General features: G+C 70.4%; 21 protein-coding genes and 1 pseudogene. 10 read left to right on the top strand and 12 right to left on the bottom strand.

Going from position 1 to position 24,297, the window contains the following annotated elements; genetic code table 11:
- Window positions 1-28: 28 nt before the first annotated feature.
- The gene (locus tag ACFY01_RS16685; protein ID WP_390736692.1) at window positions 29-757 is read right to left on the bottom strand and encodes an NAD(P)-dependent oxidoreductase; all 729 of its coding nucleotides are present in this window, start codon (window positions 755-757) and stop codon (window positions 29-31) included.
- A complete protein-coding gene (locus tag ACFY01_RS16680) occupies window positions 648-1,661 on the bottom strand; it encodes an EamA family transporter (RefSeq protein ID WP_390736433.1) in 1,014 nt (337 codons plus the stop codon). The genes ACFY01_RS16685 and ACFY01_RS16680 overlap by 110 nt, the downstream gene beginning before the upstream one ends.
- Before the next feature lie 39 nt (window positions 1,662-1,700).
- Here ACFY01_RS16680 and ACFY01_RS16675 point away from each other — a divergent pair, with 39 nt between their 5' ends.
- Entirely contained in the window at window positions 1,701-2,696 is a 996-nt protein-coding gene (locus tag ACFY01_RS16675) for a LysR family transcriptional regulator (RefSeq protein WP_390736432.1), read from the top strand.
- A gap of 89 nt (window positions 2,697-2,785) precedes the next feature.
- Here the strand turns inward: ACFY01_RS16675 and ACFY01_RS16670 are convergent, their stop codons facing one another.
- The 3 genes and pseudogenes from ACFY01_RS16670 to ACFY01_RS16660 all read right to left on the bottom strand — a co-directional run bounded on the left by ACFY01_RS16670 (window position 2,786) and on the right by ACFY01_RS16660 (window position 5,066).
- Window positions 2,786-4,057, bottom strand: a complete 1,272-nt coding sequence (locus tag ACFY01_RS16670; protein ID WP_390736431.1) for an alpha/beta hydrolase family protein — start codon at window positions 4,055-4,057, stop codon at window positions 2,786-2,788.
- A 214-nt stretch (window positions 4,058-4,271) separates the two neighbouring features.
- Window positions 4,272-4,352 (bottom strand): annotated as a pseudogene (locus tag ACFY01_RS16665) (alpha/beta hydrolase); the annotation flags it as partial.
- Between the two features lie 12 nt (window positions 4,353-4,364).
- Window positions 4,365-5,066: a hypothetical protein gene (locus ACFY01_RS16660; RefSeq protein WP_390736430.1), complete on the bottom strand. Its 702-nt coding sequence runs from the start codon at window positions 5,064-5,066 to the stop codon at window positions 4,365-4,367.
- 424 nt (window positions 5,067-5,490) lie between these two features.
- Here ACFY01_RS16660 and ACFY01_RS16655 point away from each other — a divergent pair, with 424 nt between their 5' ends.
- The 5 genes from ACFY01_RS16655 (at window position 5,491) to ACFY01_RS16635 (ending at window position 10,560) form a co-directional block, all read left to right on the top strand.
- The gene (locus ACFY01_RS16655; protein ID WP_390736429.1) at window positions 5,491-5,637 is read left to right on the top strand and encodes a hypothetical protein; all 147 of its coding nucleotides are present in this window, start codon (window positions 5,491-5,493) and stop codon (window positions 5,635-5,637) included.
- Window positions 5,638-5,928: 291 nt separating this feature from the next.
- Window positions 5,929-6,774 (top strand): MOSC domain-containing protein, encoded by an 846-nt coding sequence (locus ACFY01_RS16650; protein ID WP_390736428.1) that lies wholly within the window; start codon window positions 5,929-5,931, stop codon window positions 6,772-6,774.
- 106 nt (window positions 6,775-6,880) lie between these two features.
- Window positions 6,881-7,366, top strand: coding sequence for a DUF2975 domain-containing protein (locus ACFY01_RS16645; protein ID WP_390736427.1), 486 nt, complete (start codon window positions 6,881-6,883; stop codon window positions 7,364-7,366).
- Window positions 7,366-7,587, top strand: a complete 222-nt coding sequence (locus tag ACFY01_RS16640; protein ID WP_365180499.1) for a helix-turn-helix transcriptional regulator — start codon at window positions 7,366-7,368, stop codon at window positions 7,585-7,587. Before ACFY01_RS16645 ends, ACFY01_RS16640 begins: the two co-directional genes overlap by 1 nt.
- 312 nt (window positions 7,588-7,899) lie before the next feature.
- On the top strand, window positions 7,900-10,560 hold the full coding sequence (locus ACFY01_RS16635) for an NACHT domain-containing protein (RefSeq protein ID WP_390736426.1): 2,661 nt from the start codon (window positions 7,900-7,902) through the stop codon (window positions 10,558-10,560).
- Between the two features lie 154 nt (window positions 10,561-10,714).
- On the opposite strand, the gene ACFY01_RS16630 is transcribed toward ACFY01_RS16635, so the two are convergent.
- A complete protein-coding gene (locus ACFY01_RS16630) occupies window positions 10,715-11,545 on the bottom strand; it encodes a dienelactone hydrolase family protein (RefSeq protein ID WP_390736425.1) in 831 nt (276 codons plus the stop codon).
- A gap of 137 nt (window positions 11,546-11,682) precedes the next feature.
- Here ACFY01_RS16630 and ACFY01_RS16625 point away from each other — a divergent pair, with 137 nt between their 5' ends.
- Window positions 11,683-12,702, top strand: a complete 1,020-nt coding sequence (locus ACFY01_RS16625) for a GlxA family transcriptional regulator (protein WP_390736424.1) — start codon at window positions 11,683-11,685, stop codon at window positions 12,700-12,702.
- 104 nt (window positions 12,703-12,806) lie between these two features.
- On the opposite strand, the gene ACFY01_RS16620 is transcribed toward ACFY01_RS16625, so the two are convergent.
- Entirely contained in the window at window positions 12,807-16,175 is a 3,369-nt protein-coding gene (locus tag ACFY01_RS16620; RefSeq protein WP_390736423.1) for a lectin, read from the bottom strand.
- 391 nt (window positions 16,176-16,566) lie between these two features.
- Between ACFY01_RS16620 and ACFY01_RS16615 the strand changes: the two genes are divergently transcribed.
- Complete coding sequence (locus ACFY01_RS16615; protein WP_390736422.1) at window positions 16,567-17,385, top strand: SDR family NAD(P)-dependent oxidoreductase; 819 nt, start codon at window positions 16,567-16,569, stop codon at window positions 17,383-17,385.
- A 91-nt stretch (window positions 17,386-17,476) separates the two neighbouring features.
- On the opposite strand, the gene ACFY01_RS16610 is transcribed toward ACFY01_RS16615, so the two are convergent.
- Entirely contained in the window at window positions 17,477-18,091 is a 615-nt protein-coding gene (locus ACFY01_RS16610) for a hypothetical protein (protein ID WP_390736421.1), read from the bottom strand.
- Between the two features lie 455 nt (window positions 18,092-18,546).
- On the opposite strand from ACFY01_RS16610, the gene ACFY01_RS16605 reads away from it, so the two are divergent.
- Both ACFY01_RS16605 and ACFY01_RS16600 read left to right on the top strand, forming a co-directional pair.
- Window positions 18,547-18,927 carry a DJ-1/PfpI family protein gene (locus ACFY01_RS16605; protein WP_390736420.1) on the top strand — a complete coding sequence of 127 codons (381 nt, stop codon included), beginning with the start codon at window positions 18,547-18,549 and terminating at the stop codon, window positions 18,925-18,927.
- Window positions 18,928-19,110: 183 nt separating this feature from the next.
- Window positions 19,111-19,806 carry an ABC transporter ATP-binding protein gene (locus ACFY01_RS16600; protein ID WP_390736419.1) on the top strand — a complete coding sequence of 232 codons (696 nt, stop codon included), beginning with the start codon at window positions 19,111-19,113 and terminating at the stop codon, window positions 19,804-19,806.
- A 90-nt stretch (window positions 19,807-19,896) separates the two neighbouring features.
- On the opposite strand, the gene ACFY01_RS16595 is transcribed toward ACFY01_RS16600, so the two are convergent.
- The 4 genes from ACFY01_RS16595 to ACFY01_RS16580 all read right to left on the bottom strand — a co-directional run bounded on the left by ACFY01_RS16595 (window position 19,897) and on the right by ACFY01_RS16580 (window position 24,275).
- The gene (locus ACFY01_RS16595) at window positions 19,897-22,245 is read right to left on the bottom strand and encodes an ABC transporter permease (protein ID WP_390736418.1); all 2,349 of its coding nucleotides are present in this window, start codon (window positions 22,243-22,245) and stop codon (window positions 19,897-19,899) included.
- A complete protein-coding gene (locus ACFY01_RS16590; RefSeq protein ID WP_390736417.1) occupies window positions 22,242-22,934 on the bottom strand; it encodes an ABC transporter ATP-binding protein in 693 nt (230 codons plus the stop codon). Before ACFY01_RS16590 ends, ACFY01_RS16595 begins: the two co-directional genes overlap by 4 nt.
- The gene (locus ACFY01_RS16585) at window positions 22,931-23,455 is read right to left on the bottom strand and encodes a PadR family transcriptional regulator (protein ID WP_390736416.1); all 525 of its coding nucleotides are present in this window, start codon (window positions 23,453-23,455) and stop codon (window positions 22,931-22,933) included. The genes ACFY01_RS16590 and ACFY01_RS16585 overlap by 4 nt, the downstream gene beginning before the upstream one ends.
- Window positions 23,456-23,849: 394 nt before the next feature.
- Window positions 23,850-24,275: an iron chaperone gene (locus ACFY01_RS16580; RefSeq protein ID WP_390736415.1), complete on the bottom strand. Its 426-nt coding sequence runs from the start codon at window positions 24,273-24,275 to the stop codon at window positions 23,850-23,852.
- Window positions 24,276-24,297: the final 22 nt, after the last annotated feature.

The raw sequence follows: 24,297 nt of genomic DNA, 5'->3' as shown, positions 1-24,297 counted from the left end.
CCCAACCGCGGCGGCGCTCTCCTCCCGGTCAGGTGCTCCGCTGGATCGACCGGGAGGCGCCGTCGTTCGTCTGCCGCTCTGGTGTGGCTGGTCGCGTCGTTCCCCGCGCCTCTCCGGGGAGCTGTTGCGCCACCGTGAAGTGCCGCTCGGCGCCCGGGCTTTCGAGTTCGTCCAGCAAGGCTACGGCCAAGTCCTCCGCGCTGATGCGGGACTTGCCCTCGGGGTCGAGGAGCAACGTGTCCGTGCCGCGCCGGTACCGGCCGGTGCGAACGCCGGGTTCCAGCAGGGCCGGCGGGCTCAGGTACACCCAGTCCGCACCCGCGTGGGCTCCGCAGGTCCGCAACTGGGCAACGCCGGCGGCGGCCACGGCGCGGTACTCGGCGGGCACGTACACGGGGTTGTCTGCGACCGGAAGATCCGGGGCGCCGGGGCTGCGCAGGGCGCCGGCACCGCCGACCACAAGGACGCGGATCCCGAGCCGGGCCGCGATGTCCAGCACCGTACGGGTGGCAGCGACCAGGAACTCCTCGTCGGCCGGGAAGGTCCGCACGGTCAGGACGACGGCGTCCGCGGCGGCACCGGCCAGTGACTCGCTCAGTGCGGGCGCGTCGTTCACATCCACGGCGGCCGGCGTCACACCCGGGTCCTCACTCGCAGGTTTCCGGGACAACGCCAGCACCCGGTGTCCGCGCCGTCTCGCCTCGGTGACCACTCGGCGGCCGACCATCCCGGTGGCCCCGAGCACGGCGATCGTCATGCGCTGCGTCATCGAACGTCTTCTCCTTGGTCGTGGTGTTCTTCCGTGTGGCCGGGCCGAGTTGCGCGGCCACCAACGCGGTCAGCGCCAGGGCGAAGCCCAGGGTCTGCGGCGGGCTCAGCGACTCGCCCTGCGCGATCCCGATGACCGTCGCGACCAGCGGAGACAGCAGCACCAGCGGTGCGGACGCGGAGACCGGCAGCCTGCCGATCCCGCGGAACCACAGCGCGTACGCGATCAGTCCGCCCATGCTGCCGAGCCACAGGTAGCCGCCGGCGGCGCCCGCGTCGATCCGCTGCGGCACCCCCTCGACGGCCAGCGTGAGGGGCAGCAACAGCAGTCCGCCGACGGCCAGTTGCCAGCCGGCCAGGGCCAGCGGGCCGACGCCTGCGGGGCGGCCCCAGCGTTTGGTGAGTACGACCCCGCCGGCCATGGTGGTCGTATGGCCCAGGCCGGCGAGCACACCGACAGCGTCCAGCCCGGCCTGCGGTCCGAGCACGACCAGGCCCACGCCCAGCACGCCCAGCACGCCCCAGGCCAGCCGCCAGACCGTGGGCCGGTCGTGGAGCACCGCGAGGCCGAGACCGGCGACCAGCAGCGGCTGGGCGGCGCCGAGGGTGGCGGCGACACCGCCGGGGAGCCGTTCGGCGGCCACGAACAGCAGGGGCATGGCGCCGATGTTGAGGATGCCGAGGACCACGGTCTTCCACCACCACTCCCCGCGCGGCAGCACCCGGGTGATCACCAGCGCGAGCAACCCGGCGGGCAGGGCCCGCATCAGGCCCGCGAACAGCGGATGTCCGGGCGGGAGCAGTCGCGTGGTCACGACATAGGTGGTGCCCCAGGACGCGGGAGCGAGCGCGGTCAGCAGGACGGTCATCGCCTGCGCCTTGTTCCGATGCATGAGGGGAGTCTCGGCCGGACACACCCATGATTCCAAAGCATGGTTGTCATTGCAGCCATGAACGGCAACGATGAATGCGTGGACCTTCAGCAACTGCGCTACGTCGTCGCCGTCGCCGACACCCTCAACTTCACCCGTGCCGCGGAGCGCTGTCAGGTGGTGCAGTCCGCGCTGAGCCACCGGATCGCCGCGCTGGAGCGTGAGGTGGGGGTCCGCCTGTTCGCCCGGTCGAGCCGCCGGGTCGAACTGACCGGCGCGGGCGCCGCGTTCCTCGTGGGCGCGCGCGAGTGCCTCGCCGCCGCCGACCGTGCGGTGGCCGACGCCGCGGCCGCGACCGGCGTGGTGCGCGGGCGTCTCGCCGTCGGCGTGATCGTGACCACGGCCGCCGTCGACGTACCGGAGCTGCTACAGCGGTACCGCGCCCGGCATCCGGACGTCCGTGTCGTCCTGCGGTCCGGGCGCAGCGACGAGCTGGCGGCGGCGATCCGGGCCGGGGAGCTGGACATCGCCTTCCTCGGCCTGCCGGAAGGTGAGCGGCCGGCCGGTCTGGAGACCGTCGTCCTCGATCACGACCGGCATGTGCTCGTGGTGTCGGCCGGGCACCGGCTGGCGGGCGCTTCCCGGGTCGCGTTGGCGGAGATCGCCGACGAGACGTTCGTGGACTTCGTGGCCGGGACGCCCGCCCGCGCCCAGTCCGACCGGGCGTTCACGGCTGCGGGGCTGGTCCGCGACGTGGCGTACGAAGCGGGCGTGATCGAGCTGATCACCCGGCTGGTCGCGCGCGGACTAGGCGTCGCGCTGCTGCCGCAGGCGTTCATCCGCCCCCTCGCCGAGGACGATCCCCGACTGTCCCTGATCCCGGTGACCGACGGGCCGCGCCGCTTGGAGTACCTGGCCTGGAGCCGGTTCAACCCCAGCCCGGCCACCCGCGCGATGCTCGACGTCCTCGGGGTCAGGCCGCCATCGCCACGGTCCGACCAGGGAGTCAGCGCCGCTGTTGCCGAAGGGCAGGAAGCCCGGCCGCCCACGGTATAGGGGGATCTGCACAAGGAGCCGCCCGGCGGCGCCGCCGTCGAGCCTGACGACCCCGGCTATGCCCAGCCCGTCCCAGCAGGGGGCGCTGGCTACCGTACGAAGGTGATCGGGTACGGGGACGCACCACCGTCCAGCAGGTGGTCGTCGCAGCCCTTCAGGAACCGGTCGAAGAACGAGGCCACCAGCGCCCGGTTCGCCGCCACCGCCCGGTGCGAGTCGACCGTCCCGACGGCCGCGTCCAGCGTCGCGGCCGGCACCCGGCCGGCCAGCTGCGGCAGCAGCGCCTCGGCATCGGTGAACGACGCGTGCGCGGAGTCGTCCAGCGTGACGTCGGCCTTCCAGCCGCGCTGGTGCTGCCAGAACGACGCCCACGACGGCTCGCGGTGCACGTCGCTCCCATCGGCCGCTGCGCTGCTGCCCATCAGCAGAAACGGCCGGTCCAGCCCGTGCAGCGCGACCTCGCTCAGGTTGGTGCCGTCGGGCTCGGCGGTGTACTCCATCGTGCCGTCCATGTTGATGCCGGCCTTGATCCGCGGATCGCTGTACATCATGTTCGCCGCAGTGAACCCGCCGGCGGAGTGCCCGAACATGCCGATCCGGTTCAGGTCCAAACCGTCGGTCAGCCGGTCCGGCAGGCTCGTCAGCCGGTCCAGCACCAGCTCGGTGTCGGCCATGCGCGAGTGCATCAGCTTCGTGAAGAACGCCAGTGTCGTGCCGTTCCGGAACGCCTGGGCCCAGGCCGCCGTCAGCGGCCCGTTGCCGACCACGTGGCCGTCCGGGAACTGCACCGCCGGCGCCTCCCCGGTGTGGTCGATGGTGACCACCACGAAGCCGCGCGCAGCGAGGTTCTCCACCAGCGACACGTTCCAGTCCCGTGAGTCTCCGGCGCCCGGCGAGTACAGGACGACCGGGAAGCGGCCCGGCGCCATCGCGGCGTCCTTCACCGAGTGTGTCTTGGTCGCGGCCCAATCGACCAGGCCGGCTGGCAGCTTGTTGTTCTCCTCGACCGCCGGACCGACCGCCGCGGCCACCGCCCCCGGGAACTGGTTCGTGAACGGTCGACCGCTGGTGTGCACCGCCGGGTAGAAGACGCTGATCATCAGCTCGCGGTAGGGCCGGCTGGGCACCCACGGGTCCGCGCGCTGTTCGTCGACGAGCTGGAAGGTCGACTCGCCGGTGGCGTAGCGGCCGCGTGGCGCAGGAAGCGTGAGCCTCAGGCTCTTCGCAGGGTTCGGTGACACGGACAGCGCCGGCGCGGCGTGCGAGGCGGACGCGGCCGAAGCCGGGACCGCGGTCGAGAGGGCGAGACCGGAGACGACGACCCCGACCAGAGAGGCGGCAACCGGACGAGAGCTGCGCATGGGAGGTTCCTTCAGATGCGGCGTTGCGGGGTTCGGACACATCGATCTTCGCAACGCACCTTCCCCTGAGCCATCGTGCTACCAGGCGTTCCCCCCTGAGGAGAGCCATACCACCATGGGGTGGACAACCGCCGTATGCCGCCTCCGCGAGGGCCGGAGCCGCCATCCGCGACCAGCGCCGTGAACACGCCGTGACCTGTCCTCGATGAGCGGACAGCAGCGGGACGGTGACCCGCCGGGCCTCCTCGCGCTGGGCGCGGGGCACGTACCCCCCGGCGAAGAAGCCGGCGGCCGACCGATGAGCCGTTCAGCGAGGAGTGAGGCAGGCTTCGAGGGCCGCCCGCTGCTGCGGGGGAAGATGGTCACCCAGAGGCACCTTGCGGGGGCTGTGATCACCTTCGCAGATCCAGCTCCGCTCATCCTCATCGAACCACCAGTCCTCGGCGCCCCACATGGGGTGCCCCTGGAGCAGCTGCCTGGCCAGCGCCTCGCTCGCCTCGGGAGCACCCTGAGCCACGAGGGCCCGGGTCACCGCTGCCACAGCTTCTTCCGGGGCCGAAGCGTCGCCCAGTACAGGAAGCAGGAGAAGGAGCCGAGCATGGGGGTCTGTGACTCCAACAGTGGATTCCGGCGCGTCCAGCAGGGCGGTGAGCTCGGGCCAGCACAGCCCAGGTCCGACACGGTCCTGATCGTCGCTGGCCAGCACAAGATCCTGTCTCCACTCGGGGTGCGTGAGGAAGTAGTCCGTGGTGGTGAACTCCTCGCCGCTGTTGTAGTGCACGCTGATCGTGAAGCCGCCGTTCAGAGGCACTGTGAACACTGGCCATGCAGCCGCGTCTTGGAGCTTGTCCAGCATGGCGTCAGCGTCGCCCGCGTCGGAGCCGAAGGCCTCTGGCGGCAAGCCCCCAGACAGGTCGGCCAGGTGCGCGGGCCAGAAGCCGGGCTGATCAAGGAGCGGGTCCCCGTCCACAACGGGCGCCGAGGAGTACCAGTGCCGTGCCATCACCATGCCGGGATTCTCTACCCTATGGCCAGGGGCAAGGAAGCGCTGGTCCCGTGCCTCGGGACCAGCGCGGGTGCGGGTCGGCCTGGATGGGGGTCGGACCGGGGTAGTTCCGCGGGTCGGGCGGTTGACAGTTCGCGGGGGCAGCGGCAGACGGCATTGGTAGACGACGCGCGGTGCGCTCATTGCACTGAGCGTTCCAATGCACCGCAGTGATCGGAAACCCACTGATAGGCCGTCCGAACGCGCCTCACCGCCCCAGCGTCACGGAGCCGAGCCATGGCGACGTCACCCGCATCAGCCTGGGACTCGATGCCCCGCCAGCAGACATGAGCGACGTCATGGATCCGCGCGCCAATGAGTATCTGCTCACCGACGCCGGGGTCGCACTGTTGCCTCTGCTGGTCGCCATGCAGGACTGGGGTGATCGGTGGGTCTTCGATGGCGGCAGCCTCACCGCGACGACCTCCAACTGTCCAGCGCGCAGGGCGCCGACCTGTCCCTCGTCTCGTCCGACGCCGTCGGGGCCGTGCTGTTCACCTACCCCGGGACGGGAATCGACTGGGGCGCGATGTGACCGTCGACGCCGAACAGACCGTACGGCACACGCTGTTCCCGGTCGTCGACATCCCGGCCGCGGTCAGCGAGGCCTTGCGCCTGGCCGCTCAGTGCGCCAGGGCCGCGTGAACACCTCCGTGTGCCCGGGGTGCCGGCGCGGCGATCCGCACTCCCGACTCCGGCCGCCGCCGTACCGATCAGCGGCGGCGGCACGGGGTCGTACTTCACCCCCCGCCAACGACACCCCGTTGCGCCGCCGCGGCGGTCGCCCCCGATGTGAGCAGGCCAGTGCGGTACCCATACTTGATCCATGGGGACTGTGACAGCGCTGTACCGCTATCCGGTGAAGTCGATGCTGGGCGAAGCCGTGTTCGCCGTGGCGGTCGCGGAGAACGGGTTTCTCGGGGACCGTGCCTATGCCGTGCTCGACGAGACGGGTGCCGTGGGCAGTGCCAAACACCCGCGCAAGTGGGGAGGGTTGCTGGGATGCCGCAGTCACCTGGACGACACCGGCATGGTGCGGGTCGTATTGCCCGACGGCACCGCCCTGCCCGTGGTAGACCCTGAACTGCACGCCCGGCTCTCCAAGTTGCTGGGTCGGTCGGTGATCGTCTCGGCCGCCGTACCCGAGCACAGCAGGCTGGAACGCGCGGTGCCCGAGTACGAAGGCGGGGTCCCGGACGTCGTTCGGGAGTCGGCCTCCGTCGATGCCACCGGAGCGAGCATCACAACGGGCAGCGTCGCCCCGGGCACGTTCTTCGACTTCGGGCGGGTCCACCTCGTCACCACGGCGTCCCTGGCCCGGATGCGGCAGGTGTACCCCACCGGGGACTTCGACGCGCGCCGCTTCCGGCCGAACCTGGTCGTCGACACCGATGCGGGTCCGGGGTTCCCCGAGGACGCCTGGCTGGGATCACGGCTGCGCGTGGGGGAGGCGCTGTTCCGGGTCGTGGTGCCCACACCTCGCTGCGTGATACCCACTCTCGACCACGGCGAACTCCCGGCAGACCCCGGCATCATGCGCGCAGTCGCCCGCGTTCACCGCATTCCCGTGTTCGACCTTGGCCGGCTCTCATGCCTCGGCGTGTACCTGGACGTGCTGGAAGCCGGGACGGTCCGGGTCGGCGACACGATCGCCCTGGAACAGACTGCCTGACCGTGCCGGCGGGGTCGGCGATCCCGGGGAGTTCGCCGTCCCGCACTCTTGCCCTACCTATCGAGATTCGATAGATTCCCATCGTAAGTCGATGGGAGGTTGGGTCATGGGAAAGCTGACAGTGCGTGCGCTGCGTGCCGTGCTCGTGGTGGTGCTCGCCGGCACCGTGTTCGTGCAGGCGTTGATGGTGTGGGCATTGGCCACCGACCCGGAGAGAGGGTCGCTGCCGCTGACCCCGCTGCGAGTGATCACGATCCTGGGCATGGCGTCGGCCCAGGTCGCCCTGGTCTGCGTATGGCGACTGGTGACGATGGTGCGACGCGGAACCGTGTTCTCCCACGCCGCCTTCCGGTACGTGGACGGCGTCATCGGCGCGATCGTGGCGGCTGCCCTCGTGTGGTTCGCGGTCACGGCCCTCAACGCACCGGGGCAGCGGGACGACCCCGGCGTCACCCTCATCATGGGCGGGGTCGGCGTGGCCATCCTGGGAGTCGCGCTCATCGTGCTCGTGCTGCGGATGCTGCTCGCCCAGGCCGTCGCGCGCGACGTCGAGGCAACGCAGATGCGGGCCGAGTTGGACGAGGTGATCTGATGCCGATCGCCGTCGACATCGACGTGATGCTGGCCAGGCGGAAGATGTCCGTGGGCGAGCTCGCGGACCGCGTGGGCATCACGCCCGCGAACCTGGCGGTACTCAAGAACGGCCGTGCCAAGGCGGTGCGCTTCGCGACGCTCGCCGCGCTCTGCGAGGTACTCGAGTGCCAGCCCGGCGACCTGCTGCGCTGGGAGGCCGAGGACGCCGCGGCCGGATGACGTGCCCTGGGCGGGCGCTGGAACGCTCGGCACCACCGGCCCGCGCCTCGGCATGCGCACCGTATGGACGCGGATCGTCAACCACCCGCAGCACCGTCTGGACGCCGTTGAGAGGGGGCCCGATCCCCGCGACCGGTGAGCCGGCCGGTCAGCCCGGATCATCCCGGCTGCCGGTGGCGTTTCCTTTTCCGCGCGGCACATCGCGGATGCCGCCACACGGGAGCAGGATCTCCACCAGCTCACACTCACTCATATGGGGGAGCAGCACCGCTTTTCCCGGCTGTTTTGGTCCTGTCACCGGACAATCCGGCCATGGGTGCTGGTGGGCGGACCCGACGGGTCGGTGTGCTCTATCTCGTGCTGGCGGCCGGGGGTGTGGCAGGGGCCGTGTTGGTGGCCTCCCGGTTCAGTCTGCCTGTGGCCGAGACGGTGGTGACACTGCTTCCGTCGGTGGGCGGTCTCTACCTGTCCTGGGCGTCGTTCTACGCCGATCGGCGGGAGGCGGCCGAGGAGCGCGGACACAGTGTGGCCGAGATCGCCGATCGGCTGGCGGTCGCCGTGCGGGGGCAGTGGGACGCCGAGGCCCGGGTGCGGCGGCTGAACGACCCCTATCCGCTTCCGGTGTCATGGCGGGCAGCTGATGAGCGGTTTGCCGAGCCGTGGCCGCTGATGGGGGAGATGGCCGAGCACTGGCCGTCCGGCTGCGCGTCCGATCCCGCCGACTGGGCCACCGAGCCCGCCGAACTGGCCGGTTGCGGTGGGGAGATCACCGAGGTGTTCCTGCGACGGGTGCCGACACGCCGCCTGCTGCTCCTCGGAGGTCCCGGGAGCGGGAAGACGATGCTGCTGATCCGCCTGCTGCTGTCCCTCGTCGCCGAGCGCGAAAAGGGCGGCGCGGTGCCGGTGCTGTTCGCGCTGGCCTCATGGAATCCCGCGGAGCAGACGCTGGAGGACTGGATGGCGGAACGGCTCGCGCGTGACTACACCGGTCTCGGCGAACCACAAGCCGGGCACGCCGGGCAGGTTGGCCATGCCCGGGCGCTGCTGGAGCACCGGTTGGTCCTGCCGATCCTGGACGGCTTCGACGAGATTCCCCCACGGTTCCGCGGTGCGGCACTGGACTCGATCAATGCCGCCCTGCCCCTGGGACAGCCAGTGGTGCTGTCCAGCCGGGTGACGGAGTACGAGGACACGCTCGGCCCGGCCGGCGGGGTTCCGGTGAGGCTTTGTGGGGCGGCTGCCGTGGAACTGCGGTCGCTGGACGCGCCGGACATCGCCGACTACCTGCGCAGGGACGCCGGGGGACAGGACACGGCGGCCGCTGTCCGGTGGGAACCAGTGATCCGGCTGCTCGGCACAGACGCCCCGGTGGCCCGGGCGCTGACCACACCGCTGATGCTCTTCCTGACCAGGACGGTCTACAACCCCCGTCCGGGAGAACAGTATGCAGCCCTCCCCGCGCCGGTGGACCTGTGCGATCCGGTGCACTTTCCCGATCCCGCCGCGGTCCGGACCCATCTCTTCGACGCGTTCGTGCCGGCCGCCTACCGCCCGCATCCGCGGTATCCCTGCCGCTGGTCTCCCCGGCAGGCCGAGGACGCCCTGCGGTATCTGGCACGGTACCTACAGCACACCCTGGGCACCACCGACCTGGCCTGGTGGCAGCTGCGCCGGGTACTGCCACCCCGTACCACCCAGGTGATGACGGCAGTTGTGCTCGGTGCCGTGGCGTGGGTCGCCACCGCCGCGGTCGGCAGACTCACCGCGCTGCTCGCCGGCCTGGGCTCCGGGTGGCTCACCGGCCCGCCTGCCGCGATCGTCGGTGGCCTGGCCGGAGGGATCGCGGGCGGGATCGGCGGCGGCATCGTCGCGGGCCTGACCGCGGGCCTCGCCGAGGGCGTCACCCTCGCCCTGGCCTCCGGGCAGCCGGGATGGCTCACGACCACGACCGCCAACGGGCTCGCGTACGGCTTCGCGGGCGGGATCGTCGGCGCGCTGTCCAGCAGACTCACCGACCGGGGGCGGGAGACCGGCGACGCGAGGACGGCCTGGTCCTGGGACCGGCGTCTGTGCGCCCTCGGATTTGTATCCGGCGCCGCCCTCTGGTTCTCCTTCCGGTCCGGCTACGGCCCGGCGGCCGCGGCCATTGGCGCCCTCGGCAACGGGACCGTCTACGGCCTGGCCGGCGGAACCGTCGGCGCACGGGCGAGCAAGCTGTCCGCGCGCCGCCCGAGCGCTGCCCCGACCGTCCGTACCCTGTGGGCCTGGGACTGGCGCGGGTTCACCGTCGGACTCGCCAGCGGCTCGACCATCGGCATCACCCACTGGGCCGTCCTCAGACTCCAGTCCTTCCTCACCGGCGTTCCCTCCTACACGTTCGCCACGTTGCTGTCCTTCGCCTGCGCGTTCGGACTCGCCGTGGGACTCGTCCACGGCCTCAAGGGCAAACCGGCCGACCTTGCCACGGCGGTCGGGCCGACGGCCCTCCTGGAGCAGGATCGCACCGCCTTCCGCAGGCTGTGGGCCGCCATAGGTCTCGCCGTCGGCACAGCGTTCCTCCTCTGCTACGGCATCGAGTACGTCGTACACCGAGGGCTCCCGTACGGACTGACCCGTGGGGCCACGGGCACCGGGATGATCCAGATGACTCCGCCCCACATCCTCGACCGCGGCCTCGCCTACGGAATCACCGTTGGACTTGCGGCAGCGATCAGCCAAAACGCCTGGTGGCACTACACACTCACCCGCCACCACCTGGCGCTGCGCCGACACCTCCCACGGGATCTGACAGCCTTCCTGGCCGATGCCCACGAACGACGCGGCGTACTGCGCCAGGTAGGAGCGGTACACCAGTTCCGCCACATCGACCTGCACCACCACCTCGCCGGTCCGGCAGGGGATCAGGGACCCGACACGTCACGCCTGTCCCTGCCCTGGCCACGCTTCCCGCGGACGCTGGTACGCCGACGGTGACCCAGGACGGCTGGGGCGGCGGCTCCTTCGACCGCCTCATGGCCGCAGCCGGGACGAAGGCGGAGGCGGATGCGGACCGGCTGATCGCGATCGACCGCGCCCTTGAACAGTCGGTCCTTCCCGGGCCGATGCGGCGCGATCCTGACCACGGACATCAGGTGGCGGACAGCGGTCGGATCCCCTGCGGGTGCAGGCGGGCGGTGAGGAAGGCGAGGATCTCGTCGCGGGCCCGGACCGTGGGGTGGCCGGCCTCGTCGACGAGATGGGCGGTGACGACGCTGTGCGGGGTGCCTACCAGGTCGGCGAAGAAGGGTGGCGGAGCCGGGTTGGCGGCGCTGTCCGGGAGGACACGCCCGTCGAAGGCGTCGCCGAGCAGCGCGCGGTACGCGGCGAAGCGCTGCCCCGTGCACCAGCGGTCGCCCTCGAATCGGTAGGCGAGGACGGTGAGCCCGTCGCGATCGAGCCGGTCGCGCACCGCGCGCGCGTCCGCCGCGTCGAGTTCGAGTCCGCCGGGGTCGTCGAGTGGCAGCGACGGGTGGTTGACCACCGGGGCGATCACCGCCGGCTCCAGGGCCATGGTGAGGGCGAAGTTACCGGTGAAGCACAGGCCGATCGCGCCTACCCCCGGCCCACCGCACCCGGTGTGGGCCTGGCGCGCCAAGCCGCGCAGCCAGACCGTCACCGGGCTGGTACCACCTCCGGCGAAGGCGCGGAACTCCGCGCTGACACAGGCGCGGCGGACGACCTCCCGGCCGCCCTCCACCGTGGGGAAGGCGCCGTCCGTCCCGAACAGGGAGGGCACATGGACGGTGAAACCGGCGTCCCGCACCCAGCGCGCGAGCCGCAGGACGTCGGGACTGATGCCTGGCATCTCGGGCAGTACCACCACCGCGGGCCCGGCTCCCGCCACGTACACCGTCTTCTCCACCCCTTCCACGGTCACGCTCCTGCGGGTGAAGTCGGTGATCGGATCGTCGTCGCTCATGGGGCCAGCCTGGCCCCCGGGCCGGCTGCCGGGTCAGGGGCCAGATCGCCAAGGCCAGGGGTAATCTCGCCACAAGGCGGGCGGGCGGTACATGGTCGGCGCCCCGGGGGCCAGGGACGCCAGGGGGTAGGGAAGCGATGACGGAGGCGGCGCGGCAGGCGGCCGACGATGAGGAGCCGGGCACCGGAACGGGTGCGCTGCGGGTCGGGGTCCTGGCGTACCCGGACTGCTTCGCGTCCGAAGTCTTCGGCGTCCCCGACCTGTTGACGATGGCCGGGCATGTCGCCGGACCGGACGCGCCCGGCTACCAGGTGTCGCTCGTCTCGCCCCGCCGCCGGGTCACCGCCTCGGGCGGTGCGAGCCTGGACGTGCGGCCCTTGCGCGAGGCCGACGTCCTCGTGGTCCCCGGCTTCGAACTGCGCCCGGACACGGACCTGGACGCGCGGCTCGCCCCGCTCGCCCCGGAGATCACGGCGATCCGCACACAGGCCGCCGCCGGCACCGCCATCGTCTCCCTGTGCGTCGGCGCGTTCCTGCTCGCCGAGGCCGGGCTTCTCGAACGGCGCCGGGCCACCACCTCCTGGCTGCACGCCGCCGAACTGGCCAGGCGCTGCCCGGACGCCGACGTGCGGCCCGAGTACCTGGTCGTCACCGACACGGGGGTGACGACCACGGCAGCCTTCAGCGCCATGTACGACTTCGCACTGGACCTGATCCGCCGGCACAACGGTGCCGGGGTGGCCCGCACCACCGCACGGTTGGCACTCGTCGACGACGCGCGAACCTCCCAGACCCCGTACGTCGACCCGCGGCTGCTCCCGCAGCCCGGCCGGGAGTTCTCCCAGCGGGTCATGCGGCGGCTCGACCAGAACCTCGCCGAACGGTACGACCTCACCGCACTCGCGGACGCCTTCCGGGTCAGCACCCGCACGCTGCTGCGCCGCTTCGCCGAAGAGACCGGACGCAGCCCGCTGGCCCATCTACAGGCCTCCCGGATCCGCCGGGCCCGCCATCTCCTGGAGACCACCGACCGCACCGTCGCCGCAGTCGCCGCGGCCGTCGGCTACCAGGACCCCGGGACCTTCGCCGCCCTCTTCGCCCGCCACACCGGACATCGCCCGGGCGCCTACCGGGCGGCCTTCCGCCGCGGCGGGTGACGGACCCTGCTGCGGCACAGCCCGCTCCCGCCTGCACCGGCCGGCCGGCTGGTCCCGGGAACCGCGATCGGAACCAGCCTGCCGAGGTCAGTGTCCGCCGTGCCTCACCGGCCGAAGCCGTAGGCGAACACGTGGGCGGTGCCCGTGGAGCCCGTCACCGGAAGGGTGACCGACGCCACCTGCTTGGAGGCGTCGAGGGGAACCTTCGTCGCGAAGACGTAGGTCTTCACGTTGTCCCGGTTTCCGCCCCCGGTGTTGCGGTAGGCCGTCGTGACAGCCGTCGTGTCATCCGGAAGCGGCTTGCTCCGCCCGCCGTTGAGCGTCCAGTCCGAGAAGCCCACCGTCGCCTTGGAGGTGGTGCCGTCGGTGTAGGCGACGGTCAGCGTGCCCGAGACCCCGCTGCCATCGGTCGGCGCGTTGGCCGCCGCGCCCAGCAGGCCCAGCGACGCACCGGACGTGCCGTCCGGCATGGGTATGGTCTGGCCGGCCATCTCCAGGTTGTCCAGCTGACCGGACGTCACGCTCGGCCAGGTGTAGGAGATGCCGTCCGCGGTGACGGTGGAGCCACTGGTGACGCCCGCCGCCGACAGCGCGTTCTGCGAGTACGCCCAGCCGCCGCCGTCGAAGCCGGCCGAGAAGCCGGCACCGTCGGGATAGATGCCCTCGTTGGTGTCGTACGGCCACAGCGCACCCGCCTTGGCCACGGCCACGCGGAGCGTCGCACCGCCCAGCGCCGCACCCGTCGTGTGGTCGGTCAGCGCGAAGGTGACCGGGAACGTTCCTTCGTTCGAGCCCGCCGTCACATGGACCTTCGCCTCGGCGCTGCCCGAGGCGGCCACACCCAGAGAGCCGGACGCCGTATCCAGCGTGACGCCGGAGGGTGCGGTCGCCTTCCAGTCAGCCGTGACGTCCTTGCCGCCCAGGTTGGTCAGCTTCAGCGTGCCGTCACCGGACGCGCCCGGCTGGAGAACGAGACCGTCGCTGGTGGGACCGGTCGCGGCCAGCACCCGGTCACCGCCCGTGGTGTCCGAGGGCGGCACCGCGGGCGGGCCGGACGCCCATGAGGTGTTGGGCTGGGTGCCGAGCGTGAAGTCGAGCGTGCCCGCGCCCGCGAACTGCTGGTACGTCAGCCAGGAGGCCTTCCACTCCTTGCCCTTGACGTCGAGCGACTGCACGTAGGGCGCGTCGGGCGCGGCCTGCGGCGCCTTGATCTGTACCGTCTTGCCGCTCGCCAAGGCCACCTTGGCCACCGGGAACGCCGGACTGCCGAGCACCAGGGTGTCCGCGCCCGGGGTCTCGGGGTACATGCCGAGCTCGGACCAGACATACCAGGAGCTCATCGCGCCGAGGTCGTCGTTTCCGAAGGAGCCGACCGGGGCGTTGAAGTACAGCTTCTGCTGGGCGTCGCGTACGGCTGCCTGGGTCTTCCACGGCTCGCCGGTGTAGGCGTACTCCCAAGGGATCTCGACACTGGGCTCGTTGCTCAGGTCGGCATCGGTGCCACCGGGGTGCGCGATGTTGTCCAGCAGGCTGTCCAGGTAGGACGAGTACGCTTTCGCACCGCCCCGCGCCTGGATGAGCTGTCGCAGGTTGAACGGGACCATCGGCGTGTACTGGGCCGACGTGCCCTCCACGAAACCGTTGGAGGTGCCCGGCGTGAATCCGCCCGTGAACTGGCCGTCCTTGTTCTTGCCCTGCATGTAGCCGGTCTGTGGGTTGAAGACGTTCATCCAGTCCTGTGCGCGAGTGGCGAACTTCGTGTAGACGGACGTCTTGCCCAGTGACTTCGCGAAGGCGGCGATGGCGTAGTCCGCGGAGTCGTATTCCAGCTGCGTGGAGACCGGGCCGTAGAAGTTGCAGCAGCCATAGTCGTTCTCGTCCAGCGGGAGGTAGCCCTTCGCGTCCCGCACCGCCTCGCCGGGGCGGTCGTTGTTGGGCACGGTGGCCTCGTGTTGCAGGGCGGCGAGCGCCTTGGTGCTGTCGAAGCTCCGGGCCCCGAAGGCGTACGCGTCGGCGATGATGCCGGCGGCAGGGTCACCGACCATCACATAGCTCTCGCCGTTGTTCGAGGCCCACTTGGGCAGCAGACCTGTCTGGTCGTACCCGTTCAGCATCGAGGTGACGACGTCGCTGGTGACCTTGGGCTCGATCATCGCCATCAGCTGGGTCTGGGAGCGATAGGTGTCCCAGCCCGAGTAGTTGGCGTACTGGGCCTGTTGCCCCTTGGCCAGCTTGTGGATCTGGTTGTCCATGCCCATGTACTGGCCGTCGGCGTCCGAGAAGACGTTGGGGTGCAGCAGCGCGTGGTAGAGCGCGGTGTAGAACTGCACCTGCTGGTCCGCGGATCCGCCGCCGACCCGGACCTTGTTCAGCACCGCGTTCCAGGCGTCGTGGTTGGCCTGCTCGACGGCGTCGAGGTTCCAATTCTCGATCTCGCGGGAGAGATTGAGCGCCGCGCCCGCGTCGCTGGTGTACGAGACGCCGACCTTCGCGCGCACCGTCGGGTTGGCGGAGGTGTCGAAGGTCAGGTACATCCCGTTCGCACCCGTCGTGGGCGGCTCGGCCGCGCTGCCCGCTCGGGTCTTGCCGTCGGACGTCCGGGGTGCGCTGCCGGCGCTCGCCGCCGGGGTCGGACTGGCGGAGTGCGTGCTGCCGCCGCTGCTGCCGTGCACGGTCGGCGACGGCGCCGCGGGAACGGTGAAGTGCTTCTCCTTGAGCGGTTTCGACGGGTGCGTCTGCGGGGGCTGCCGGACCTTGCCCGCCTTCAGCGAGGTGGCGCTCGGGTTGATGGTGCTGCCCACCCAGGTGCCGCTCGCGGTGAACGGCTGGTCGAACTTGATGTCGAAGTGCAGCGTGTACCTGTTGCTCGCGCCGCAGAAGTGCCCGCTGTCGATCGAGCCGCTGATCTCCTTCTTGTTCACCACCTGGACACGGGTGCCGTCCACTTGCGTGGCGCCACCGCTGAGCTTGAACAGCAGGTTCGCCTGCCGGTCGGCGGGAAAGGTGAAGGCTCCCAGGCCGGCGCGAGTGGTGTCGGTCAGCTGTGTCGTGACCCCGTTGGCGTCGGTCACCTTGTAGGAACCGATGCCTGCCTTCTCGTCGCCGTGGCTGAAGCCGACGGACTCGTCGCCGAGGCTTCCGGACAGCGCGCCGGTGACCGGCAGGACAGGCAGATCGCCGGCGACGCCGCAGCCGGGACCAGAGACGTGGGTGAGGCTGAAGCCGGAGAGCTTCTTGTCCGCGTACTCGTAACCGCCGCCCGAGGGGCGGTGGGGCGTCGTGTCGGGACCCCACTGCACCATGCCGGCCGGCATGTCGGGGCCGGGGAAGGTGTCCACCGCACCGGAGGTGCCGATGAGCGGGTTGACCAGGGACGCGGGGTCCTCGACGAAGACCGGCGCCGTGCTGCTCGCGGCGTGGGCGCCCCCGATCGCGGGAAGCGGGAGTACGGCGATGCCCAGGACGGACACCACGGCCAGGCGTTGGCGGAATCTCGTGCGGTTACGTGGAGCGGCTGAGCCTCGGGGTCTGGGCATTGGTTGCCTCCGCAGCGTTTCCCATTTCGCACATGAGGTGCCGGCGTGCCGAAAGTGCGCAGCGCCGACGACAGGCAACAGTGCCGGTCGCTTCCAGCGGCCTGACAACGTTGCCATGCACGAGAGTTGAGTGAAACGCGTGTTCTTACGGCATGTCAACGAGACCAACAGAACTTTGTGAAGCCGAAGTTCACGGGCGAGTGTCTTCAGTACACCGCCATCCCCCTGGCTGTGCCGGCCATCCTGGGCCCGCGTCGACTTCGAGCGACCACCCACAGTTGCATAGGATCGCCTTGTTTGTCCGCCGGCGATTGGAGTCCGAACGCTCATGAAGGATCAGCGTGTTGTGGTCGTTACCGGGGGCGGAACAGGCATCGGCGCGGCAACTGCGCAGTTGTTGCGCGCGGCGGGGCACGAAGTGGTGATCTCCGGTCGCCGGCCGGAGCCGCTGGACCGTGTTGCCGCGGATACCGGAGCCCTGGCTTTCCCTGCTGACGTCGCCGATCCAGACGCTGTTCATCAGCTGGTTGAGACAACTGTTGCGCGGTTCGGCCGACTCGACGGGTTGGTCGTCAACGCGGGGGTGGGACGCGGCGGCGGTGTCGGTGAGCTGTCCGATGACGACTGGGAGTTGGTCATGCGTACCAACCTCACCGGTCCCTTCCTGCTGATGCGTGCGGCATTGCCGCATCTGCTGCGGGTGCGAGGGACTGTCGTAGCGGTTGCATCGGTCTCCGCCCTGCGCAACGGGGTGGGCAATGCCGCCTACGCGACCTCCAAGGCGGCGCTGCTTCAGCTGTGTCGGTCGTTGGCCGTGGACTATGGACCGCATGGCCTGAGGGCCAACACGGTGTGCCCCAGCTGGGTACGCACGGAGATGGCGGACCGCCGTATGGCACGGTTCGCTGAAGACGCCGGGCTGGGTTCCGGCGGCGTCGAGGCGGCATACGAAGAGGCCACCCGCCTTCTGCCGGCACGTCGCCCGGGCGACCCACGCGAGGTCGCCGAGGCCATTGCCTGGTTGCTGTCGCCGGCGGCGTCCTTCGTCAATGGTGCCGCGCTGACAGTGGACGGCGGGGTGACCGCGTTGGACCCGGGGACGGTCCCCTTCGACTTCCGCGTCACTCCGCGAGAAGAAGCGAGTTGATCGCGGCTCGCCGTGTGCCGTTCGTCTCGCGCGAGATCGCTGCCGTCGAGCGGCAGCTACCGGCCGAGGTGGCCGTATCCGTGAGGCGAGGTCACTGCCTGCCGGCGCGCTCGAGTTCTCGGGTGACGGCTTGTTCGTTCTGGCCGAGAAGTGCCTTTTCCAGGCTGTCGTCGTCCGAGCGGGAGAAGCGTTCGCCCCGCGCGACATCCCCTTTGCTCAGGACACGTCCGCACCACTCGCCCTGGTCACCTGTGTGGTCGTCGAAGGGCACGGCAGCGCCTTCCCCCAGGGTGACCCACCCGTCGTCGGTCCAGCGGAGGGCGAGAAGGTAGGTGTGACCGGTCTCCAGCCGCGGAGCATCGGTGGCCGTCCTCTTGACGCGGCTGCCGCTTGTGTACACCTGCCAGCCGGGGGCGGTCATGTCGAAGCCCTTGCCGATCGCTTTCGCGGGGTGGCGGCTGGACCAGAGGAGGTTGTCCGTGCGGAACGTCACCGCGCGATCGACCTGGTAGCGGATCGCCCCCTGCGTGAAATCACGCCGGTTGGCGTCCCGCTCCTGTGTGGGAGTGGCCACCACCACGTGGTCGGCGTAGGTGATCCAGTCCTTGGCGGTCTGGGACGGATACGCGTCACCGCCCATTCCGCAGCCGACCACTGTGGTGAGCCCGGTTCCGCCGGCCAGGACGGCGGCGACGGGTCTGCTCATGACAGAGCTGCCCAAGGAAATTCGCATGACTGGTACACCCTCCCCGTGCAGCGACACGGTTCCCCCGGTCGCTGGATGACGTGCGCGGTGACGGAGTGGTCAAGATCCGCCAGGCGCGGCGATCACCATAGGTACAGCTGGGCCAACCAGAACAAGGGTCACCTTTGTCCCGGAACACACTTGTGACACACAGACATGGCCTTGCGCTTCTTCTATGACCAGGAGCGCAAGGCCGAGCGGCTCGTCCTCCGAGGTCGGACAGTCCACGGGAACTACTGGTCCGATGCGACCGACTCATAGGGCAAGTCAGCGCTACTTGCGAAGAGCAACGAGGGTCGGAGGGGACGAACGTGGGCAGCGTCGTGCCGCTCAGCACTCTCGTGCGACGCGCTTGCGGCCCGCGAGCCTGCTCAGACGCGTCCGCGGACGCTTCACCAGCCAAGGGAGACAAGGCGATGCCTCTACGTGTTCAGGGCGGCGGCGACCGGCTGATCCACGATCCAGCTGTCCTAGGAGACCTCGTACGGGCCCAGGAGGCGGGAGTCGTCGTCGCCGGTGTCTGCACCGGAGTGATGGTGCTGTCCGCAGCAGGCCTGACCAAAGGCCGCCCCTGCACGACCCACCACCTGGCCAAGGCCGATCTGGCCGCCCAGGGCGGCAAGGTGATCGACGCACGGGTCGTCGACGACGGGAACCTGGTGACCGCGGGCGGTGTCACCAGCGGAATCGATCTGGCGCTGTGGATGATCACCCGTGAGTGCGGAGCATCCGTCGCCCTCGGCGTCGAGTCCATCATGGAGTACGAGCAACGCGGCGCCGTCTGGCGAAGCTCCTGATCACTGCGCCGAACAGACCGCCGTGGCCGACTTCCGCCTACGCCCGCGTCGGCCTGGAGGGCAGCGGCATCATCTGCCCGCCCCGGGAGAGTTCGCAACTGCCGGTAACCCGCGGCCACTTCGCACCGACAGCTGCAACAGAACCCCGAGCTCACGAGTACGTCCCTCACGCAAGGAGCCCGCATGTCGATGAACCGGCCGGCCACAGCCGCCCCGGCCGCGGCCCTCTGTCTGCTCACGGCGGCATGCGGCTCCTCGTCCGACGACAAGGCGAGCGCGAAGCCGACCGAAGCCGCGGCCGCGGGCGCCGGCGGCACCACCGGCCTGACGGTCGCGGAGATCGTGGCCCTGGGCCGCGCCCCCCACCACGGTCTGCTCGGCCGCGACGGACCCGAGGACCACGAGGCCGTGTCCCACGCCATCGACCGCTGTGGCGTACGGACCTTCGCGGAACGCGACTACGCCTCCCTATCCGGCGGTGAACGCCAACGTGTCCTGCTCGTTCGGGCGTTGGTCCAGGACCCGGAGCTCCTCGTACTGGACGAGCTCACCAACCACCTCGACATCCGTGCCCGGTTCGAGCTCCTGGACCTGATCCGAGCCACCGGCGTCACCACCCTCGCAGTGCTCCACGACCTCGACCTCGCCGCCCGCCTCTGCGACCACCTGGTGATCCTGCGGCACGGAGCCGTCGCGGCGGCGGGCCCGGTCCTGGAGGTGCTCACCCCGGACCTCCTCGCCGAAGTCTTCGGCGTCCGCGCGAGCACCGAGCGGCATGCCGACGGCGTCGTCCGCATCACCTACGCGGCCCGGCCTCTCGCGAATAACGACACTCCAGAGGACGACACCCGCATCTCCGCCGTAGCCGCCGACCACTGATCCGGCGTCAGACCCCGGACCCCAGGAAGGGATCCGGGGCCTCGTGCCGGGCGCTCGCGGGCCCCGGTTTGCCTGCGTGCAGGCGAGGGGTTATTCCGTGCGCAGTCCTTCCGGGCGCATCATCCGCAGCAGCGGCGGCAGGCTGAGCAGCGTGACCACGCCGACCACGGCCGCTCCCACGCCGGTCATGGTCAGAACGCTCGCCCAGTCCATGGCCACCGGTGTCCGGGCCATCTTCAGCAGCACCGAGCCGAGGGTGACACCCACCGTTGTGGCCAGCACGAGCCCGAGTCCGACCGGGAGGGCCGTCTGCCACAGCACCGACAGGCTCAGCGTGCGGCGCCGGGTGCCGAAGGCGACCAGCGCGGAGAGCAGCTTCCTGCGCTCGCGCAACTGCTCCAGCTGGGAGACCAGCAGGCTCGCGCCGATCAGTGCCAGCACGAAGGCGGAGCCGACGAACAGGCCGGTGCGAATGGAGGCGTACTTGGCGTCCTCCTCGGTCGCTGACCAAGCGTAGGCGCGTGCCAGGGGGTCGACCCGGGCGACGACGTTGCGTACGTACTCCCGTGAGTCCGGCACCGACGGGTCCAGACGCAGGTAGACACCGTCCGAGAACAACGCGGGCGCGGCCTTGGCCGGCAGGGCGGCGGGGGTGACCAGCAGACCGTTGGCGTTGTCCAGTGAGTCCTTGCGCGCCTCCACCGTCCGGACGTTCGCCGGAACGGTCCAGCGCACCTCGATGCCCCGTTCGGTGGCGTCTGAGTACGACGGGTCGATGTAGAGCTGCCGACCGGGCTTCACCACGGCGATCTCGTCGGCGTTGCTGGCGGAGACGTAGTTGCTCCTCGTCCGCGTGACGAACACGTCACCGTTCTTGCAGGAGGGAATCTTGGCGAGTTCACGCAGGGCGGTGCAGTTGCCCACGGTCAGGCCGTTGGTGTTCTTCGGGTCGCGGCGGCCGTCCCCGTACTGCGCGCCCGCCAGGGCCACTGCCGCCCGAACCCCCTTGGTGCCGTTGAATGCGCGCTCGACACCGGACAGCGGCTTGCGGTCGCTGAAGTCGACCTGCATCTGGACCCGGCCGGGGTCCATGCCGGTGGCCTTGGTGTACTGGCTCTGCGTTCCCGTGAACAGCATCTGCAGGGCGATGGCTCCGGCCACGGCGACGGCGATGCCGTTGACCATGCGTGCGGCGGTTCCGCTGCTCAGCTGCAACCGCCGTACCGCGAGCTGCCAGGACAGCGCGCCCTTGCCGAGGCGGACGACGACCGCCTCCACGACCCAGGGGAGGAGCGCGGTGATGCCGATCAGCAGCAGCAGCACTCCGCCGATGACGAGGTACTGGTTGAAGTTCCCGTTCTTGCGGCCCTTGCCGATCATCGGGTAGAGCATCGCGAGGCCGGCCAGCGGCGGCAGCAGCCGCCACCACAGCCGGCGGCGGCGCTGCTTGGCCGCGCGCACGACGCCGAGCGGTTCCACCACCACGCCGCGCATCGCGAGCAGCGTGACGAGTACGGCGGCGACCGGGACCGCCACCGCGACCAGCGCGGCGAGCGCGGGGGAGGGATCGAGGTAGCTGGGCCAGACGCTCACGTTCAGCACCTCGGTGGAGCCCAGCGTCTGACGTCCGAGGAGGAAGAAGCCGGTGCCGACGACCAGGCCGAGCAGGGCTCCGGCGAGTGCTTCGCCCGCCGCGATCCTCCGGGTCATGTGGCTGTCCGAGCCGACCAGGCGCAGCGCGGCCAGCCGGCGGTCGCGGCGCTCGCCGCCGAAGCGGACCGCGGCGGCGATGAACACGGCGACCGGGGTCAGCAGCACCACGAACACGACCAGGACCATGAGCAGCAGCACCGGGTCGGTCTTCCCGGAGGTCGCGTCCGGCTTGCCGTACTCGGTCAGCCGGTGCACGGGGGAGGAGTCCGCGAGTTTCAGTCCCGAGCCGCCCGCGTAGTAGGCCAGTTCGTGGGAGCCGATGAGTCCGCTCTCGCCGATCGTGCCGGTGATCCTGTAGGGCAGCCGCTCCCGCAGCAGCTTGGCGCCGTCCGAGGCGAGCAGGTCCTTGAGCGCGGGGGAGACCACCATCTCGCCCGCGCCAGGGAAGCTGTCGACCCCCGGAGGCAGCGGCGCCCGCTCGCCCTCGGGCTCGACGAGCCGGCCGCGGATGTCGTCGTCGTGCCAGGTGGTGTCGGTGTCGGCGATCAGGAAGGTGTCGTCGGCCTTCGGCGGGACCTTGTCGGAGTACGTGTAGTCGAAGCGGGCGTCCTCCACCTTCTGGCGGGCGGCGAACACGTTGGGCAGGGCGGTGCACAGCAGGAGCAGTGCCACGCCGAGGCCGACGCCGACGGCGGTGAGCGTCATCCGAACCCAGCCCTCGCGTCCGCCGGTGACGGCGAAGCGGGCCCCCATGGCCATGTCTCTGGCCCACTGGCGAGGATTCATGCGGCGCGCTCCATGTCCCGGGACTTGCCGTCGCGGACGACGACCTCGCGGTCGGAGTAGGCGGCCACGCGTGTCTCGTGGGTGACGAGGACGACGGCGGCGTTGGTCGAGCGGGCCGCTTCGGTCAGCAGTTCCATCACGCGTTCGCCGTTGAAGGAGTCGAGCGCGCCGGTGGGTTCGTCGGCGAACAGCAGGCGCGGACCGGTGACCAGCGCGCGGGCCACGGCAACGCGCTGGCCCTGACCGCCGGAGACCTCGCCGGGACGCTTGGCCTTGAGGTCGTCGACCTCCAGCCGCTGCATCCAGCCGAGCGCGGTCCGCTCGGCGTCCTTGCGGGAGGTGCCGTTCAGCCGCAGTGGCAGGGCGACGTTCTCCACGCAGGTCAGTTCGGGCACCAGCTGGCCGAACTGGAACACGAACCCGAACTCGCTGCGCCTGAGCGCGCTGCGCTGGGCATCGCTCATCTTCGTCAGTTCACGCCCGTCGTAGGTGACCGACCCGGAGTCGGGCGGCACGATCCCCGCGAGGCAGTGCAGCAGCGTGGACTTGCCGGACCCGGAGGGGCCCATGATGGCGACGACCTCGCCGGGGTGTATGGAGAACTCGGCGCCGTCCAGCGCGTGGGTCGGGCCGTACGCCTTGCGCAGGTCGTGCGCGGTGAGCAGGGAACCAGCAGGAGAGGTCGTCATCGGGTCACAGCCTCACGGAGTTTGTCGAGTCGGGCGGCGGTCAGCTCGAGCCAGCGCAGGTCGGCTTCCAGGTGGAACAGGGCGTGGTCGCAGATCAGTTGATCCGCCAGGTCGCCCTTGCGCTTGCGGTCGGTGAGGATCCGCATGCTGCGCAGATGCTCGGAGCGCTGGGTGTCGAGGATCTCGGCGGCGTTGCGCCGGGTGAGCAGGGCGAGGACGACCTTGGTGTAGAGGGTCGACTGGAGGTATTCCTCCGGCTTCTCCGGGGTCGCCAGCCACCGCTGTACGTCGGTGACACCGGCGTCGGTGATCGCGTACCGCTTGCGTTCGGGACCGCCGCCCGCCTCGATCCCGTCGACCTCGACGAGGCCGTTCTTCAGTAGCCGGGACATGGTCGAGTAGACCTGGCCGTAGTGCAGCGGCCGGTCGTGACCGAACTTCTCGTCGAAGGCCCGCTTGAGGTCGTAGCCGTGGCGCGGGCCGGCCTCGAGGAGCCCTAAAAGGGTGTGACCGATGGACATGACCCGCACTCTACACACTGTGTATACGCGAGGTGTATACATGGAGTGTGTAGAACATGGCGGTGCGTACGCCAGTGCAGGTGAGTGAGCCGGGAACAGCGATCGTCACGGTTCGGCAACAGGGGTGAGCTGCGCTTGGCGCGTCGGCTGGCGTGCCCTTTGCCCTCGACACCGACCGGACGGCTACCGCAACGGTCAACGCCCCGCGGTCCGGCATGCCCGGTCGCCCGGTGTGGCGGTGGCGCCGCTCGGGAGCGGGTGGCAGCAGCGGAGCCACACGCTCCCCGGGGCTGTTCAGGACGTCGGCCGGATCCTTCCCAGGCCGGACAGTCCGGAACAGAGCGACTTGGCCGTGCGAATGATCCGGCGGTCGGCAACCATGAGTGAAAGAGGGTCAGCTCACGGCCTGCTTCACCAGCTCGGAGATCCGCGCCTCATCACCGGCCGTCAGCTCCCCGGTCAGCGCGTACGAGGCCGGCCACATCGCCCCCTTGTCCAGGGTCGCCTGGTCGCTGAAGCCGAGGGTGGAGTAGCGGGCCTTGAACTTCGCGGAGCACTGGAAGAAACAGACGACCTTGCCGTCCTTGGCGTAGGCGGGCATCCCATACCAGAGCTTCGGCGCGAGATCCGGCGCGGCCGCTGTGACCAGGGCGTGTATCCGCTCGGCCAAGACACGGTCGCCCGCCTCCATCTCGGCGATCTTCGCCAGCACCTCACTCTCGTGGTCGGCCTTGGCGGAGCTGCGGCGAGTCGTCTTCACCTCCCGAGCGCGCTCCTTCATCGCGGCGCGCTCCTCGACCGTGAACCCCGTCTCGCTCATCGCAGTCTCCTCCCGTTGCGTT

It is taken from the genome of Streptomyces sp. NPDC001480 (assembly GCF_042894725.1).
In the GTDB taxonomy this organism is placed as follows: domain Bacteria; phylum Actinomycetota; class Actinomycetes; order Streptomycetales; family Streptomycetaceae; genus Streptomyces.
This window is presented reverse-complemented; position numbering and strand designations above follow the sequence as displayed.